Consider the following 15,511-nt stretch of genomic DNA (forward strand, 5'->3'; position numbering starts at 1 on the left):
TTTCCTTCGCAAAACGTATTGAAGCGCAAAGGCAGCCACGCCGAAGTAGGCGTATAAATTTGCCCTGGAAAACAAAGATAGAGATGTTCTTATCGTGCTTAGCAACGTGAGCGCGCGCACTAAAGAGCTGCTAAGCCTAAAAGAGCAAGCCGCCCAAAATGGATTTATTTTCGAATGCTTTAGAATGCAAAATTTCTTCGCCTCCGAGCACGGCGTCGACGAAAATACGGTAATAGCGATGTTTATCAAGGTCGCAAACAACAAAATAGAGGGCGAAATTTTGATCCCGCCCGTCAATCCTATGAGCGAAAGCGTAGCACAAAAGATCAAAGACGCGGCGGCTCTAAACAGGCGCGATCTGCCCTTTGATGCGGCGCAAAATACCTACGTAACGAAAAAATATATCGCCGCCACACAGGATAAAAGGCTCTGGAGTGCGCGTCAAAGCGAGCTTTATCCCGAGCTTCGCACCTACAAATACTCAAAACGCGTCTTTTTCAAAGCCGATTGGGATAAGGCGTTGCTTGAGATGCGCGGGCTCATAATGGACGATGATCTAAATATCATCGTGCGTCCATTTAAAAAGGTCTATAACTACTCGGAATTTACCTCGCGCAAAAGCCTTTATCCTATCGACATCACAGACGATACGCCCGTGCTTGCCGTGCGAAAGGTAAACGGCTTTTTGGGGTGTTGCACCTACGTAGATGCCCACGAAAGCGGCGCGAGCTTTAACCGCCGCGTCATCTACTCCACGACGGGATCGACCGATAGTAGATTTGCGCAGATGGCGCGCGAGCACTGCTGCAAATTTGAAGAGATTTTCAAACGCTATCCAAATAAAACTTTTTTATTTGAGATCACCGACGAGAGCGATCCGCACATTGTAGAAGAGGAGCTTGGAGAGACTTTTATCGGACTTATCGACGTTAAAACCGGCGCGCAAGAGAGCGAATTTGAGCTGGATAAGATCGCCGCAAGTACCGCTGGCGCACTAAAAAGACCTTTTTATAAAGATGGCGAGCAGTATCTAAAAACGAGCTTTGCGGAGCTTAAAAATATAGTCAAAGAGGCGAAATTCGAGGGCTTTATGGTGTATATCCCAAGCCAAAACGATTTTTGCTTTAAGATGAAAACGCCTTATTATCTCGTGAATAAATTTTTTGCTCGCAGTAAAAACGAGGCGCTTTCCGGCAAACTGGATAAAACCAAGCTCGATGAGGAATTTCACCCATTGGTCGATCACATCAAAGCAAACGAGCGTGAATTTAGATCCCTTGACGAGCAGGGCAAGCTAGGCTTTATAAAAGAATTTTTAGAAAAAGTTTAACGATTATCGTGCGAATATTTGACGCCACGTAAATTTACGTAAAGCTCAAATTTGATGCGGCGATTAAAGCTTAAAGGAAAAATGATGATATTTTTTACCTCCGATTTGCATTTTTATCACGGCAATATTATGAAATACTGCCCTAAATTTAGGGCTTTTAATGACGTAAGCGAGATGAACGAAAAGCTAATAGAGCTCTGGAATGCCGTAGTGGGGCCCGAGGATACGGTTTATGATCTGGGCGATTTTGCATTTTGTAATAAATTAAAGGATCTAAAAAGCGTCGCACGTAGGCTAAACGGTTCGCATGTGCTGATTCTAGGCAACCACGATACGCTCATTAGCCAAAACAAAGAAGCGCTGCTACGCGAGCTAAAAGATGACGGAAATCCTATTTTTAGCGATATCCTGCACTACAAGGAGCTAAATTTTGACGGCGGCGCGGGCGCGATGAAGGATGGCAAAGCGGGTATGAGCATCTGTATGTTTCACTATCCCGTAGAGGAGCACAACCACGCCTCGAAAGGCTCTTTTATGCTTCACGGACACTTGCACGACCGCGCTTCCAGCCTGGAGGGGCGCATACTAAACGTAGGCTTTGACTCGCACGGCAAAATTTTAAGCTTAGAGGAGATCGTGCAAATTTTAGGGCAAAGGCAAATCGCGGCAAGATATTCGTGATCCGGGCTAAACACGGACAGCCACAGCATTGATTTAAGCGTAGCCTGCCGCAATATCTTACAAAAGCACCCGCATAATACCGGGATAGACAAAGGGCTCGGCGACATCATCTCGATCGATAAGCGCTGACGCACGAGCTTTACGTGGACGAAAGATAAGCTCGGTATGTATCACGGCGAAGCAAGGCTCGGAGACAAACCGATCGTTTATTGGCCGCTAGGCGGGAAATGATAAAATTTAAGCAGGCGGCAGATAGCGCGAAGGTCGTAAGAGCGCCCAGTGAGAGATGATCAAATTTAGCCTCTTTTGTCTCGTTTGCTCTTTAACCCCGCGCAAATTTTAAAATTTGCCGCACGTTTTAATAAAGCTTCGCTTCGGCAGGGCAGAGCTTATCTAAATTTTAAAATTTATCCGCGTGTAGTCCGCGCCAACGCTCCGAGCGGCAAGAATGGGAAGCGGGGTAGCTTCCGTTCGAGTATCAAAACCCAAAGCGACGCCGCCTTTTGTGCGGGCTATGAATACGGCATGTATGAGATAGCAGAGCAAGGGCGAACTTGATTTGCGCGCCGCGAAATTTTCACGAAATTTTGCCGATTGTCGCGCACGATTTTATCTAAGCTACTGCAAATTTTATCCCTAGCCGCCGCAATCTTGCTTGCATTCATACAGAATTTCACGGAATTTTATAGAATTTTCGCTGCATATTCTGCAAACCGATCGGCGAATTTTTTCGGACGTGACCGAATTGCATGCGTAAATTCTGCCGTCAAATTATAACCTAGCGCAAATTTCGTGGATGGAATCGCTAGCTAAATTTAAACCCGCTCGCAGCTAAGTCTAGCAAGCCCGCCCGCTAAAATTTCGTTTGCGCAGAATTTCATTTGGGTAAAGTTAAAATTCCAGCCGAAACTCCGTCTCTCCAGGCTCGCTTCTGCACGAAATTTTAAGCCCGAGCTCGTCGCAGTATTTTTTCACGATAAAAAGCCCGATGCCAAAGCCGCCGTTGCGCTGATCAAAGCGGGTGTAAAGCTCGAAAATATGCGGCAAATTTTGCTGCGCGATGCCCGCGCCGCTGTTTTTTATGCGAAGCGAGCGCTCGCTTAGGCTCACCTCGACGCAGCCGAGCTCATCACAATATTTTATCGCATTGCCAAGCAGATTATCGATGATCTTTCGTAGCTTAAACTCATCCGCACAAAAGGCTACCGGGCGCAGATCGGCGCTTAAGCTTATGCGCTTTTGCTCCGCAGCGACGCCGAAATACCTGGTGCGGCTTTGCAGCAGCTCGCCTAAATTTACCTCTCGCCCGCTGCCGCTTTTGTTTAAGCTTAGCACGGTTAAGTCCTCAAAGAGCGCGTTTATCGTATTTGCGCCCGCCTTGATATTGCCTAGATATTTTTTCGGCCCGGTATCAAAAAGCTCGATACTCATCAAAATCACGCTGAGAGGCGTCTTTATCTCGTGCGTCGTGTCGCGGATGAAGCCGTTTAAAAATTCGATCTTTTCATAAAGCGGACGCAGCGAAAGGCGGATGATAAAATACGCGATCAACAAAATAAGTGCCAAAACAAGCGCGCTCGCGGCTAAAATTTTAAGCTTCAGAGCCGCGAGCTTGCCCTCAAGCGCCTCCGTTTTGATCGCTACGTAGTACTCCGTGCCGTCCTTGGCGGTGAGATTAAACTGCTCGATCCTGCCAGACCCCTCCATATACACGCGCGGCGCGTCATCCTTCGGCTCGAAATCCCGCACGATCTCATCGCTGCTATTTAGATCCGCCGCGTATGCCTGCATGGCGTCGAAATCGCCCTCGTTTAGGCGCCCGCCGCGCGCAAGCTTAGCCTCTAAGCCGTGTTTGAAATCTCTGATCGCAAAGGCATCGCGATCCGCGATAAAAAACTTCTCCCTCTCATAAAATATGCTGCTTATTAGCACTAAAAACAAGATGCTAGTAAGAGTGTAGAGTAAAAAAATCGGTAAAATTTGACGCATTTTGGACACGGCGCGCTCCTAAACATATTTGTAGCCGAACTTGGAGGCGTTTATGATGCGATCCTTGCCTAAAATTTTTCGCAGCTCCGCGATATAAACGCGCAGGCTAAGCTCGCTCGGACTCTCGTCGTAGTCCCACAGCGCGGCGAAAATTTCATCTTTACTAAGGAATTTATCGCGGTTTTTCAGAAGTAGAGCAAGAAGCCGCGCCTGCTTCTGCGGCATCGGCACGGCTCTTCCGTCGCGATAAAGCGTGTGCTGAGCCATATCGAAGCTAAAACCTCCGCCGATATTTTCGCGCAGGGCGGCGTTGTGGACGAAGGTGCGCTTTAGTAGATTATCCGCGCGCAGAGCCAGCTCTTTTAGCTCGAAAGGCTTTTTGAGGTAGTCGTCGCAGCCGCTTCCAAAGCCGCTTTCGACGTCTTGCAGAGTATTTAGCGACGTCGTGAAAATGCACGGTGCTCCGCGCCCCGCCTCGCGCAGCTCGCGAAGCAGCGCAAAGCCGTTGCCGCCGATGATTTTGACGTCGAAGATCCACAGATCGAAGCTCTTTTCGTACGCTAAAGAGAGCGCCTCGTCGTAGCTTTTACTGCCGCTTACCTCGTGCCCCGCGCTGCGCATGTAGGTGCACATCATATCTAGCAGCATCCCCTCGTCCTCGACGATCAAAACCCTTGCCATAGCCCGCCTCCTTGCGTAGAATTTTTGAAATTATACCCTGTGAAATTCCACGTAAAATTTAATTACGAAATTTCGCGGCAAATTTTATCGCAGCGAAACAGCGCGTCTTGGCTCAAAAGTATGCTTACTAAATTTAGGCTTATAAGATTGCTCGCCTAGTATTATTCGCGCGGCGCGGCGCAAGAAACTAAAATTTTACGATATTAAATTTTCACGCCGCGGAATTTTAAAATTTACAGGTAAAAACACTGGGCTTTAAAATTCCGCCGCTACGAAATTCTAAAATTTTAAAATTCTGCGCCGTGTTTCGATAAAACAAAATTCCGCGCAAGTGTTGTGCGGAACTACGTAGCTTGCGCGCGGGCAGCTATTGCTGCGTCATAGGACACACAGCGGCACCCGCGTTTTGATTACACGGCATATCGCCTCTTGGCGGCATTGCCGGACCCGCGCCGTCACCCATCCCTTTATGCGGCATATGGCCGCACTCTCCTGGAGCCGCCTGCGATCTGTGCGGGCCAAACCCGTGAGCGGGCCTTTTAAATTTGCCGAAATTACCGCGATCTTTAAGCTCGATATCGAGCCTATCCGCCTGCTCGACGCTTAGCTTGCCCGCCTGGACGTTATAGTTTTTTCTAAACTCGTCTAGGAATTTCTCGCGATCCTCGACGCTCATAGCGTCGAGGATCTTTTTAAACTCCGTCTTAAATCCGCGCTTGAGATCCCTTGCCTGCGCTCTTAGCTCGCCTGCGCGCTTATCGATCTCAAACGCCGCTTCGCTTAAGTTCTTGGCGTCGGCGCCCGCGACTGCGGCATTGATCTGCTCGGGGCTGCTCGAGCTAAAATCTGCGGCGAACAGCACGCCTGCGACTAAAACGCTTGCTAAAACAATCTTTTTCATTCTCTCTCCTTTGTGAAAGTTGGCATAATTGTAGGAAAAAGTCGTGAAGAAAAAGTTAAGTAAAGCTGCACCGTCAAAATAGCTCGGCATCGTAGATTTAAAGCTTTGATTTAAATTTAGAAAATTTTACGCCGCTGCGGCAAAAACAAAGCGGAAGCGCAATGCGCACAAACAAGGCTAAATTTTAAAATTTTAAGCGGAAAGCAAGAGGTGCGCAGCGCGTAAATTTAGCATAAATTTTGCGCTGCATAGGTTGTGTTAAAGCCCGCCGCGTTTAAATTTAACGGCAAGGCGAGGGTATCTCGGCGCTGCGGACGGCGAAATTTCGTCGCGTAAATTTAACCACAGGGCGGACATGCTTAGAGATTGCGGATGATTAAATTTCATCCGCAACGAGGCTTATTTTATAACGCCGCAGACCATTCTAGCGCCGCCGCCGCCAAGAGGCTTCGGATGATCGCTGTGGTTATCGCCGCCTACGTGAACCATCAGCGAGTGGCCCTTTAGCTCATCTAAGCTCTTGATCTTCGGAGCTAGCACCGGATAGACTGCATTGCCCTCAGCATCGACGAAAAGTGCAGGCAGATCGCCCTTGTGGCCGCTATCGTCCCAAGCAAACGAGTGCTTTTTGGTATCGCTCGGATCCCAGTGGCCGCCCGCTTTCATGCCTAAGCCCTTCTCGGTCGCGCCGCAGTCGGCGTTTTGATGTACGTGAAAGCCGTGCACGCCGCTAGTAAGACCCTTTAAATTCGGGAAAAACGCCACGCCGTAGTTCGTCTCGACCGCTACGACCTCGCCTACGCTCACGTTACCCTTCTCGCCCAGCTGCTCCATCGCGATGACGAGGTGCTTGCCGGTCTTAGGGTCAAAATTTTGCATATCGCCGTGCTCGTGAGCGATCAAGGCGCTTGCGACTAAAATTGATGAAATTAGAAATTTCTTCATGATAAATCCTTTAAAGTGAAATGTGAGTGTAATTTTATCCAAAAATACTTAAAAAATAATTTTTCTTATTTAGATAAATTTCGCTTTTTATCTAAAAGGTTTATCGCGAAGAATAAAATCAGGCTAAAAATTACGAGCAAAACGCTTAAAATCAGTGCCCGCTCGTTCTCTCCGTCATACACGGCATTGTAGATCGCAAGGCTTAACGTATCGGTCTTGCCCACGATATTTCCGCCCAGCATCAGCGTGATACCCACTTCGCCAAGCCCGCGCGAGAGCGCTAAAATGAGCGCGGAGCCGAGCGTTTTAAGCGAGCTAGGAAGGATGACGAAGAGGAAAATTTTAGCTCTGTTTTTGCCTAAAATTTGCGCGGCTTCGATTAAGCTTTTCGGAAAGAGCTCAAAGCTCGCGCATACGGGCTTTACAAACAGCGGCAGTCCCACCAAAAACGCGGCGATTACCAATGAAGAAAAGTTAAAAACGATGTCTAAATTTAATGCAGAGCCGATAAATCCACTCTTTCCGAAGATGTAAAGAGGCAAAAATCCCGTTGCGATCGGCGGGAAGATGAGCGGAAAAATCACTAAAATTTCGACGATCTTTTTAAATTTAGCTTGGCTGAAAGCTAAAAAATACGCAATTGCTAGCCCTGCCGTAATCAGCAGCAAAAAGCTGCAAAACAGGGCTTTGACGCTTAAAAGCAAAGGATGCGTGATCCAAGCGATGTCGCTCATTTAAGACCGAATTTTGAAAAAATCTCTTTTGAGCGGTCCGATTTAAACTCCTTCATCACCTTTTCGCAAAGCGCCTGCTCGCTGCACGCGCTAAGCATTGCGATGCCGATGTATGCGGGGCTGTAGAGGCTCTCGTCGATGTAGATGATCGAGCCGAACTCATCTTTTTTGGCGACCGCTTCGGTGCTGTTGATAAAGCCCGCCTGCACCTCGCCGTTGATGACGTAAGCGACTACCTGCGGCACGCCCGCGACGGCTAAAATTTTATCTTTTACCGGCTCCATCTTGGCGTTTTGTAAAAACTCGTTCGTTCTGATACCGTAAATCGCCTTTTTGGGATCCGGCATCGCGATTTTATCGAACTTTGCGATCTCGGAGACATCGTTTATTTTGATATTTTTCGGCGTCACCAAAACGAGCGTGCCGCGCCCGACGCGTTCAAATTTAGTGATATTTAGATCGCTTTTTTTCAAAAACGCCTCGTCGCCCACGATGAATGAAATTTTATTCTCGCGCGATTGAATAACGAGCTGGCCGAGGTTGGCAAACGATCCCGCCACGTCCATGCCCTCTTTTTTCAAATTTTCGATCACGGCCGAGACGGGCTTTTTGTATCCGCCGCCGGCTGCGATTATCAGCTGAGCCGCGCAGAACGAAACGCTTGCCGCAAGCGCCAAAATAAATGCAATTTTTTTCATGAAAATCCTTTTTTTGAAATTTTAAGAATTCTACAAAATATACTCTTATTTATTAATAAATTGCGTTTTTATGCCCTGTTTTAGACTTCTGCGCCTTAAATTTAAAATTTAATATTTAGATAAATTCTATCTTTCCGCCTAGATCGCACACGCCCTGATTCCAAACCGCCGAGCTTACGAGCACGTCTGCGCCGGTAGCTGCAAACTCTGCGCAGTTATTTTTATTTATACCGCCCGCGGCGCAAATTTTAACCTGCGGCGCCGTCTCATCTCGCTTCAAAACGCAGGCTCTAAGCTCGCTAGGGCTCATCTTATCGCACATTATCGCATCCGGCGCGTATTTTAAGAGCTCGCTAAATTCGCCCTCGCTCGCCACTTCGATCATGATCTTTCGCTCTGGCGCGCGCTCTTTAAATTTAGCGATCTGCGCGCAAAACTCGCTAAAGCTCGCAAACGCGCGGATATGGTTTGAAAAAAACAGGACGCTGTCGTGCAACCCTAGGCGGTGCATGCTCCCGCCGCCCGCGATCAGCGCATTTACGCAAAGCTCCTTCGCAAAAGGAAAACTCTTGCGCGTCGCACCCAGCACGCAGCGCGGACTAACTTCTCGCATCAGCGCAACCATCTCGTGCGCGTAGGTTGAAATTTTGCAGGAGTATTCAAACACGATCTGAACGATCTTCCAAGCTTTATGCAAGCTCTCAAAGCTTCCCCGCACGCTAAAAATTTCTTCTCCCGCGCAAAATACGCTTCCCTCGCGCGCTAGCCGCTGCGTCTCGCAACCAAGGCGCGCCGCTACTTCGCGCGCGATCTGCCCACCGCTAAAAATAAGATCCTGCCTCGTTACGATCGAAAGCCGCGCGGGCGCGCCCAAATCCACGCAGCCGCACAAAAGCTCGGTCGTAAGATCCAAAAACGCGCCGTCGCTAGCGATTAGATCGTCGATTTTACTCTGAGAAATAAACATCTCTAGCCTACGAAGTGAATTTTAGCGGGCTCAAAGCGCGAGTGCGCCTTTGTGACGCGAGACGGAAAGCCCAAAGGCATAATGCAAAACGCCTCCAAATGCCCAGGCAGATCCAAAATTTCTCTTACACGCTCCATCGCGTAAATATCGGGCGCTACGCCCAGCCATGTGGTGCCAAGCCCTAAATGGTGCGCCGCCAGCCAAAGATTTTCTGCCGCACAAGCGCAGTCGTAGCGAGCGTAGGGCTGGAATTTTAAGCCGCTTTTGCGCGTGCAGACCACGATCGCAAGCGGCGCGTCTTTCGTGCAGCCGCCGTAGGTGCCGACGCTGCTAAGTAGCGTAAGCGTGGTGCGGTCGCGCACTACGTAAAACTCCCATGAGCGCTGATTGCCCGCGCTAGGGGCTTGCATCGCGGCTTTTAGCACGAGCTCGATCTGATCGTCGCTCGGCATTTTTTCGGTAAAATTCCGCACGCTCATGCGTGTAAAAATTTCATTCATCGCTGCTCCTTTAAATTAAATTTCTAAATTCCGCTTTTTGCGAGCGGTAAAAAATGGAATTTAGAAGTAAGCTTGCCGCTGTGTTTGCTTGAGCCTTGCTTACACGTTGCGCTTATTTAGGCGCTACGCGGCGGCCGATGCGCGCTAATTTAGTTTTGCTTGCCTGGGTGCGCCTCTTTTTGCATCAAAAAGCGCTCAAAACTGCGATAAAATTTCAAATCGCGCTGCTGCGAAAATCCGCCGCAAAGAACATCCGCTCAAACTCAGCTTGCTTAAATTTCGCTCACGAGCAAGCTTGCGATCCGCGTATTTAAATTTTAATCCTAGGCCGCTATCTGGCTTGTTAAAACTGCGCGCCGTATACATCGGCATGCGCGTGTAGCTCGCGTGGTCCTTAAATTTCATCTCGCGCCGAGTCTGCGTCGATCTTTGCGGATAAAATTTTATCCTTCGCAGCAATGAAATTTCACCTTCGCGCCGAACAAATTTTATCTTCGTCATCCGGTAAAATTCCGCTTTCGCCGCTTTTGAATTTTAATCGCGCGCGTCCGCAAAGCACTTGCCGCGCCGTACCGCATGCAAAGCGCACTCGGATCGTAAGCTCAAAATATCTAAAATTTAACCGCCAAACACGACTAAGCGGAGCCGCACGCCGAAACGCTATGAAATTTAAGCGTCAAGCCTGCTCGCCTATCAGCCTGCGCACGACGTAGCTTGCGATGAAAAGCCCGAAGCTCGCGGTCACTCCCATGAAGCTGCCCATCGATTTGACGCGCGGCGGCTCGCTCGAGCAGACGACGTCAAAATCGCCCGCAAAGCCGTGCTTTCGCAGCTCGTATCTGATCTTGCGCGCGAGCGGATCGCCCTGCGTCTGCCAGATTGAGCGGATTTCGATTCTAGCGGGATCGAGTCTCTTTGCGCCGCCCATCGAGCTTACGAAGTCTACGCCCGCCTCGCTGCAGCGCAGCGCAAGCGCGATCTTAGCGCCCACGTCATCGATCGCATCGATTACGAAATCAAATTTTGCCAGATCAAATTCCGATAAAAATTCCTCATCAATCCTAGCGGCGATCGGCGTTATGCCCTTAAATTTGCGTGCGAAAACCTCGCATTTTAGCTCGCCTACATGCTCGCTTCCAAACTGGCGATTTTGGTTGGTTATCTCGAAGCGATCGCAATCGATCACGCTTAGATTTACCGCGCCGCTGCGGTACAGCGCCTCTATCGCCGCTCCGCCCACGCCGCCGCCGCCGCAGATTAAAATTTTAGCGCTTTGAAGCCTTGCAAAATCCTCGCCGAAAAGCAGGCGCGAGCGCGAAAAGCGGTCTACTACAACTTCACTCATTGTTTTTCATCCACCTTTCTAGCGCGCTCATCTGCTCGTGCGCGGTCAAATTTAACTTAATCGGGCTTAGCGTTGCCCGCCCCTCAAAAAGTGCCGAAATGTCGCTGTTTTCGTTTTTGCTCGCATCAAAACTGAGCGTAGATTTGCCGAGCCAATAATACTCCATCCCGCGCGGATTGCGGTTTAGCTGTGCGTCGGTGTCGTAGAGCTTCTCGCCGCATGGCGCGACTACTAGCCCCTTGAAATCTTGCTTTGAAACGGCAGGGACGTTTAAATTTAAAAACTGCTTTGGCGGCAGCGGAAAGCCGTTTTTGAAAATTTTCCCCACTAGATCAACCGCGAGCTCGCACGCGAGATCAAATCCGTATCGCTGCAGCGAATCCGCGACGTAAAATTGGCTCACCGCGAGCGCAGGAATGCCTTGCAAGACCCCCTCCATCGCGCCTCCGCACGTGCCCGAATAGGTCACGTCCTCCGCGACGTTGGCGCCGTGATTTATGCCGCTTATCACAAGATCGGGCTTGCGGTTATACAGCGCGCGGAGCGCCAAATACACGCAGTCTGCGGGCGTAGCGTCATCGAGTTTGAAAAATCCGTCGTCAAGCTTGATAAATCTAAGCGGACGCGTGAGCGTGAGCGAGTGCGAGCAGGCCGATTTTTCCGAGCTTGGCGCTACGATGGTGACGTTTGCGACCCCTCTTAGCGCGCTTGCAAGCTCCAAAAGTCCGCGCGCTTCGAATCCGTCGTCGTTGGTGATTAAAATTTCTTTCATATTCTCTCTTTAGCTAAAATTTCATGACAGACCTATTAGAGCGGAATTCTGTCTGTAAAATTTTAGCGCTTAATTCTTTACTATGCAAAAATTGCTATTTAGCTTGCGTGGCATAAAATTTCGTCGTGCCAAATTTTTTCGCAAAAATTCCATCACGAACTTAGATCACAAAATTCATAGAAAAATTCCGCCTTTTTGCTACGAAATTTTATCTTTTTTTGCTACAAATTTTATAGCCTGCCACGTAATTTCATCGCCTAAATTTCGCTTTCGAAATTCCTTAAATTAAATTTTGCGACCGCACTCCGCAACTCGCCACAAATTCCGCCTTTTAAATTATCGTAAAATTTTACACCACGAAATTTTGCTTTCGCGCCGATGCAAATCCGCGGCATAAAATTACGCTAGACTTATCTATAACCCTGCTTTGCGGCATATCTCCTCGCTCACCTGCGAATCAAGTAGGTGCGAGCTCGGATAATCGTAGAAAAACCGGTGCACTTCACGCACTCCGCTTCGCAATAAAGCTCGCGTACTAGGTGCGTTGCAGTCATTTTCGGTAATATCCTTGGTTAGCAATTTGAGATATTTTTGCCGATCGGAGCTTTTCAGGCTCGCCCAGCCTGGGCTTAGCGAGTAGGCGTAGATCAGATCGCTTCCTTGTGCGCTAATTTCTTCGAGGAAGGCAAACTGCGCAACCTTAACATGGGGTTTTGCACCGCCCGTGTCCGCTGCGATCTCGCTAGCTGCGGCTTTAGCGACGAGTGCGGGCGAGCCTAACTTACTAAGCGCCTCAAAGCGTGCAGTTACTGCGGGATCCTCGGTGACTTGACGCTTTTGGTATTTAGCCGCGCCGCAACCGCCTAGCAACATCACGAACACGCCGCATAGCGCTAAAATTTTAAAATTTCTCATCTTAAATCCTTTGTCGGTTTAATTTTAGCACATTTTGCTATAATTGACAAAAATTCAAAAGGCTAAATTTGAAATACCTAATCTCTTGCTTAGAGCCCTCGGCGAATCTGCATTTCAAAGAGGTTCTTGAGCATCTTAAAAAACTCGATCCCGCTTGCGAGATTTGTGGAATTTTCGATGAAAAGCTAGGCTCGCCGCTATATAAAAGCAGCGAATTTTCGGCGATGGGCTTTATAGAAATTCTGCCGCTAATTTTAAAAGCCAAGCGCGCTATAGCGCAGATGACGCGGCTTGCGGCGGAGTGCGATCGCGTGCTTTTGATTGACTCGCCCGCGTTTAATCTACCGCTAGCTCGCGCGATCAAAGAAAGCGGCACGCGCGCGGAAATTTCATATTATATCCTGCCGCAGGTTTGGGCGTGGAAGCCGCACAGAGCGGAGAAGCTGAAGGCGTTTTGCGACAATCTACTCTCCATCTGGCCTTTTGAGGCAAAATTTTTCTGCGCGAATTGTGAGGTAGATAAAGGCGCTGTGCCGCAAGAAGTGGAGAACAAAGACGCTGCAGCACAAGAAGCAAAAGATAAAAATGTTGTGCCGAAAGAGGATACCGCGCGCCCAAGCGAGCAAAGTGCCAAAACCGCAAAGTACTCTTTCGTGGGGCATCCGCTGCTTGACGAGATAAAATTCCAAAAAACAAGCTACGAAAAACAGGACAAGATCGCCTTTATGCCGGGCTCGCGCAGGGCTGAAATTTCAAGATTGATGCCGATTTTTAGAGCCCTTGCGCCTAAATTTGAAAATAGCGAGCGAGTCTTGATAATCCCGCCGCATCTGATGGATCAAAGAGATGAAATTTACGGGCCTCCAGACGGCTTTAGCATCGTAAACGATACTCCTGCCACGCTTAAGGATTGCGATTTTGCCTTCATCTGCTCGGGCACGGCAACGCTTGAAGCAGCGCTCATCGGCACTCCGTTCGTGCTGTGCTACAAAGCGCGCGCGTTTGACGTTTGGCTTGCGCGAAAGCTCGTAAAGCTAAAGCACGTGGGGCTTGCAAATATTATTTTTGATTTTTTGGGCGAGGAGCCGCTGCACGAGGAGCTTTTGCAATCCGAAGTAAGCGCGCAAAACCTACTCGCCGCATACGAGCGCTGCGACGCCGCTAAATTTAAACTTGCGAGCAAGAAGCTGCGAGATTATCTAAAGTTCGGCTCCAGCGAAAACGTGGCAAAAATTTTAACGCAGCCTGCGAGCTAAAATTTTAAGGCTAAAGCTTATATAATTTGATAAAAAGAAAGGAAGATTATGACGACAGAACCAATGACGCTTTACGGATATGAAAAGATCACCTCCGAGCTCAAGGAGCTTCAGAGCGTGAAGCTACCTCACATCGTGCAGCAGATCGACATCGCGCGCGGACACGGCGATCTGAAAGAAAACGCCGAGTACCACGCGGCGCGCGAAGAGCAGGCGTTTTTGCTCTCGCGCATCGCCGAGCTTAGCGATATCGTCTCTCGAAGTAAAATCATCGATCCCTCGACCTACGAGCACGACCGCGTAAAATTCGGCTCCACCGTTACCTTTATGGATGTAGAGACCGAGCGGGAGGAGGTTTACACTATCGTAGGCCTTAGCGAGGCGGACATCTCGCGCAAACTTATCAATATCAATACGCCGCTTGCGCGCCAGCTTTTAGGCAAAGCCGAGGGCGATGAGGTGGTGCTTCAACTACCATCAGGCACACGCGATGTGGAAATTCTAAGCGTCGAATACAAGCCGATTAAATTTGAGAATTAGCGTGAAAAAAGTAGGCATCATCGGCGTTAGCGGCTATACTGGGCTTGAGCTGATTAAGGCTCTACTGTCCCACCCGGGCTTTGAAATTTCGTATTTGGGCGCTTCGTCGCAGGGTGAAATAAGCGAAATTTTCCCTCAGCTGCGCGGCGTGTTTGAGATGCGCGTAGAAGCTGCGGACGCTCGCGTTGCGGCACAAAGATGCGATCTTATTTTCTTGGCGCTGCCGCATGGAAAAGCGATGGAATTTGCCCGCGAAATTTTAAAATTTAAAAACGTCAAGGTAGTCGATCTATCGGCTGATTACCGCCTAAGCCGCGAGCTTTACGAGAAAAATTACACCACGCATTTAGACCCTCGTAATTTAGCCCACGCCGTTTACGGACTGCCCGAGCTAAATCGCGAAAAGATCCGCGCGGCGCGGCTTACGGCAAATCCAGGCTGCTACCCTACCTGCTCCATTTTGGCGCTCGCGCCGTTCGTGCAGCTACTCGATCCCGGTATCGGCGTATTTATCGACGCAAAAAGCGGAGTAAGCGGCGCAGGCAAGGCTCTTAAAACGAGCAGCCATTTCGTAAGCGCGAACGAAAACGCAAATGCCTACTCGCCGATCTCGCATCGCCACGCAGACGAGATCAAAGAGCAGCTGCAAATTTTAAAAGGCGGCGAATTTAGCACGCTTTTCGTGCCGAATTTGCTGCCGATTACGCGCGGAATGCTAGTTAGCGCGTTTGGCGTACTGCAAAAGAGCGTGGATGCAGAGGCGGTGCTGCGGGAGTTTTACGCAAATGAGCCTTTCGTGCGCGTCCGAAGCGAACCCGTGAGTATAAAAAACGTCGTAGGGACGCACTTTTGCGATATTTTTGTAAAAACTGCGGGCGATAGAATTTGGATCAACTCGGCGATCGATAATCTTTTGCGCGGAGCATCGTCGCAGGCGGTCGCAAACGCAAATTTAATGTGCGGATTCGCCGAAGCTACGGCGCTGCCGCGCATCGCGCACGGAATTTAAGCGATGAACTTTTTTGCAAAAGCCGTCACGCGCCGGAGCCTAAATGCAAAATGATCAAATTCAGACGATAAAACCGGGCGCGATCTTTATCGGCGATGCGCACGCAGGCGCGAGCAGACCGCAATTTTTGAAATTTCTGCGTGCGCTGAAGGCCGAACCCACGCCGCCGCCTCAAATTTTTATGATGGGAGATATGTTTGATTTTTTGGCAAATACGACCTACGTGCAGCGCTTCTACGAAGAGGAGA

17 protein-coding genes and 1 pseudogene are annotated in these 15,511 nt (G+C 49.3%); 6 read left to right on the forward strand and 12 right to left on the reverse strand.

The features are described from left to right. Positions 1–184 precede the first annotated feature (184 nt). Complete coding sequence (locus Q0095_RS01590; RefSeq protein ID WP_297880742.1) at positions 185–1,330, forward strand: RNA ligase; 1,146 nt, start codon at positions 185–187, stop codon at positions 1,328–1,330. 84 nt (positions 1,331–1,414) lie between these two features. Next, positions 1,415–2,011 carry a phosphoesterase gene (locus Q0095_RS01595; protein WP_297880744.1) on the forward strand — a complete coding sequence of 199 codons (597 nt, stop codon included), beginning with the start codon at positions 1,415–1,417 and terminating at the stop codon, positions 2,009–2,011. Between the two features lie 891 nt (positions 2,012–2,902). Here Q0095_RS01595 and Q0095_RS01600 read toward each other — a convergent pair. The 12 genes from Q0095_RS01600 to Q0095_RS01655 form a co-directional block, all read right to left on the reverse strand. Beyond that, positions 2,903–4,000, reverse strand: coding sequence for a HAMP domain-containing sensor histidine kinase (locus tag Q0095_RS01600; protein WP_297880770.1), 1,098 nt, complete (start codon positions 3,998–4,000; stop codon positions 2,903–2,905). Between the two features lie 18 nt (positions 4,001–4,018). Beyond that, positions 4,019–4,681 carry a response regulator transcription factor gene (locus tag Q0095_RS01605; RefSeq protein WP_297880746.1) on the reverse strand — a complete coding sequence of 221 codons (663 nt, stop codon included), beginning with the start codon at positions 4,679–4,681 and terminating at the stop codon, positions 4,019–4,021. A gap of 367 nt (positions 4,682–5,048) precedes the next feature. Beyond that, positions 5,049–5,582: a DUF1104 domain-containing protein gene (locus tag Q0095_RS01610; protein WP_297880748.1), complete on the reverse strand. Its 534-nt coding sequence runs from the start codon at positions 5,580–5,582 to the stop codon at positions 5,049–5,051. A gap of 399 nt (positions 5,583–5,981) precedes the next feature. After that, entirely contained in the window at positions 5,982–6,527 is a 546-nt protein-coding gene (locus Q0095_RS01615; RefSeq protein WP_005869581.1) for a superoxide dismutase family protein, read from the reverse strand. Positions 6,528–6,592: 65 nt separating this feature from the next. Then, positions 6,593–7,261: an ABC transporter permease subunit gene (locus tag Q0095_RS01620; RefSeq protein ID WP_297880750.1), complete on the reverse strand. Its 669-nt coding sequence runs from the start codon at positions 7,259–7,261 to the stop codon at positions 6,593–6,595. Continuing rightward, the gene (modA, locus tag Q0095_RS01625; protein WP_297880753.1) at positions 7,258–7,959 is read right to left on the reverse strand and encodes a molybdate ABC transporter substrate-binding protein; all 702 of its coding nucleotides are present in this window, start codon (positions 7,957–7,959) and stop codon (positions 7,258–7,260) included. The genes Q0095_RS01620 and modA overlap by 4 nt, the downstream gene beginning before the upstream one ends. A gap of 115 nt (positions 7,960–8,074) precedes the next feature. After that, positions 8,075–8,926, reverse strand: coding sequence for a ModD protein (modD, locus tag Q0095_RS01630; protein ID WP_297880755.1), 852 nt, complete (start codon positions 8,924–8,926; stop codon positions 8,075–8,077). A gap of 2 nt (positions 8,927–8,928) precedes the next feature. After that, positions 8,929–9,426: a nitroreductase family protein gene (locus Q0095_RS01635; protein ID WP_297880757.1), complete on the reverse strand. Its 498-nt coding sequence runs from the start codon at positions 9,424–9,426 to the stop codon at positions 8,929–8,931. 195 nt (positions 9,427–9,621) lie between these two features. Further along, complete coding sequence (locus Q0095_RS01640; protein WP_297880759.1) at positions 9,622–9,927, reverse strand: hypothetical protein; 306 nt, start codon at positions 9,925–9,927, stop codon at positions 9,622–9,624. Positions 9,928–10,102: 175 nt separating this feature from the next. Next, a complete protein-coding gene (locus Q0095_RS01645) occupies positions 10,103–10,771 on the reverse strand; it encodes a tRNA threonylcarbamoyladenosine dehydratase (protein WP_297880761.1) in 669 nt (222 codons plus the stop codon). Beyond that, positions 10,764–11,543, reverse strand: a complete 780-nt coding sequence (gene surE / locus Q0095_RS01650; RefSeq protein ID WP_297880762.1) for a 5'/3'-nucleotidase SurE — start codon at positions 11,541–11,543, stop codon at positions 10,764–10,766. Before surE ends, Q0095_RS01645 begins: the two co-directional genes overlap by 8 nt. Positions 11,544–11,957: 414 nt before the next feature. Beyond that, complete coding sequence (locus tag Q0095_RS01655) at positions 11,958–12,458, reverse strand: hypothetical protein (protein WP_297880764.1); 501 nt, start codon at positions 12,456–12,458, stop codon at positions 11,958–11,960. A gap of 68 nt (positions 12,459–12,526) precedes the next feature. Between Q0095_RS01655 and Q0095_RS01660 the strand changes: the two genes are divergently transcribed. From Q0095_RS01660 to Q0095_RS01675, 4 genes and pseudogenes are all read left to right on the forward strand, one after another. After that, positions 12,527–13,714, forward strand: coding sequence for a lipid-A-disaccharide synthase (locus tag Q0095_RS01660; protein ID WP_297880766.1), 1,188 nt, complete (start codon positions 12,527–12,529; stop codon positions 13,712–13,714). Between the two features lie 48 nt (positions 13,715–13,762). Beyond that, positions 13,763–14,254, forward strand: coding sequence for a transcription elongation factor GreA (gene greA, locus Q0095_RS01665; protein ID WP_177388511.1), 492 nt, complete (start codon positions 13,763–13,765; stop codon positions 14,252–14,254). Further along, entirely contained in the window at positions 14,244–15,263 is a 1,020-nt protein-coding gene (gene argC / locus Q0095_RS01670) for an N-acetyl-gamma-glutamyl-phosphate reductase (RefSeq protein ID WP_297880768.1), read from the forward strand. Before greA ends, argC begins: the two co-directional genes overlap by 11 nt. A gap of 43 nt (positions 15,264–15,306) precedes the next feature. Further along, positions 15,307–15,511 (forward strand): annotated as a pseudogene (locus tag Q0095_RS01675) (UDP-2,3-diacylglucosamine diphosphatase); the annotation flags it as partial.

The sequence above is a fragment of the uncultured Campylobacter sp. genome (assembly GCF_938045535.1).
In the GTDB taxonomy this organism is placed as follows: Bacteria; Campylobacterota; Campylobacteria; order Campylobacterales; family Campylobacteraceae; genus Campylobacter_B.

Coding starts and splice junctions, on each gene's coding strand:
- Q0095_RS01590 (WP_297880742.1), top strand. CDS start 185: ATGCAAAATTTCTTCGCCTCCGAGCACGGCGTCGACGAAAATACGGTA.
- Q0095_RS01595 (WP_297880744.1), top strand. CDS start 1,415: ATGATATTTTTTACCTCCGATTTGCATTTTTATCACGGCAATATTATG.
- Q0095_RS01600 (WP_297880770.1), bottom strand. CDS start 4,000: ATGCGTCAAATTTTACCGATTTTTTTACTCTACACTCTTACTAGCATC.
- Q0095_RS01605 (WP_297880746.1), bottom strand. CDS start 4,681: ATGGCAAGGGTTTTGATCGTCGAGGACGAGGGGATGCTGCTAGATATG.
- Q0095_RS01610 (WP_297880748.1), bottom strand. CDS start 5,582: ATGAAAAAGATTGTTTTAGCAAGCGTTTTAGTCGCAGGCGTGCTGTTC.
- Q0095_RS01615 (WP_005869581.1), bottom strand. CDS start 6,527: ATGAAGAAATTTCTAATTTCATCAATTTTAGTCGCAAGCGCCTTGATC.
- Q0095_RS01620 (WP_297880750.1), bottom strand. CDS start 7,261: ATGAGCGACATCGCTTGGATCACGCATCCTTTGCTTTTAAGCGTCAAA.
- modA (WP_297880753.1), bottom strand. CDS start 7,959: ATGAAAAAAATTGCATTTATTTTGGCGCTTGCGGCAAGCGTTTCGTTC.
- modD (WP_297880755.1), bottom strand. CDS start 8,926: ATGTTTATTTCTCAGAGTAAAATCGACGATCTAATCGCTAGCGACGGC.
- Q0095_RS01635 (WP_297880757.1), bottom strand. CDS start 9,426: ATGAATGAAATTTTTACACGCATGAGCGTGCGGAATTTTACCGAAAAA.
- Q0095_RS01640 (WP_297880759.1), bottom strand. CDS start 9,927: ATGACGAAGATAAAATTTGTTCGGCGCGAAGGTGAAATTTCATTGCTG.
- Q0095_RS01645 (WP_297880761.1), bottom strand. CDS start 10,771: ATGAGTGAAGTTGTAGTAGACCGCTTTTCGCGCTCGCGCCTGCTTTTC.
- surE (WP_297880762.1), bottom strand. CDS start 11,543: ATGAAAGAAATTTTAATCACCAACGACGACGGATTCGAAGCGCGCGGA.
- Q0095_RS01655 (WP_297880764.1), bottom strand. CDS start 12,458: ATGAGAAATTTTAAAATTTTAGCGCTATGCGGCGTGTTCGTGATGTTG.
- greA (WP_177388511.1), top strand. CDS start 13,763: ATGACGACAGAACCAATGACGCTTTACGGATATGAAAAGATCACCTCC.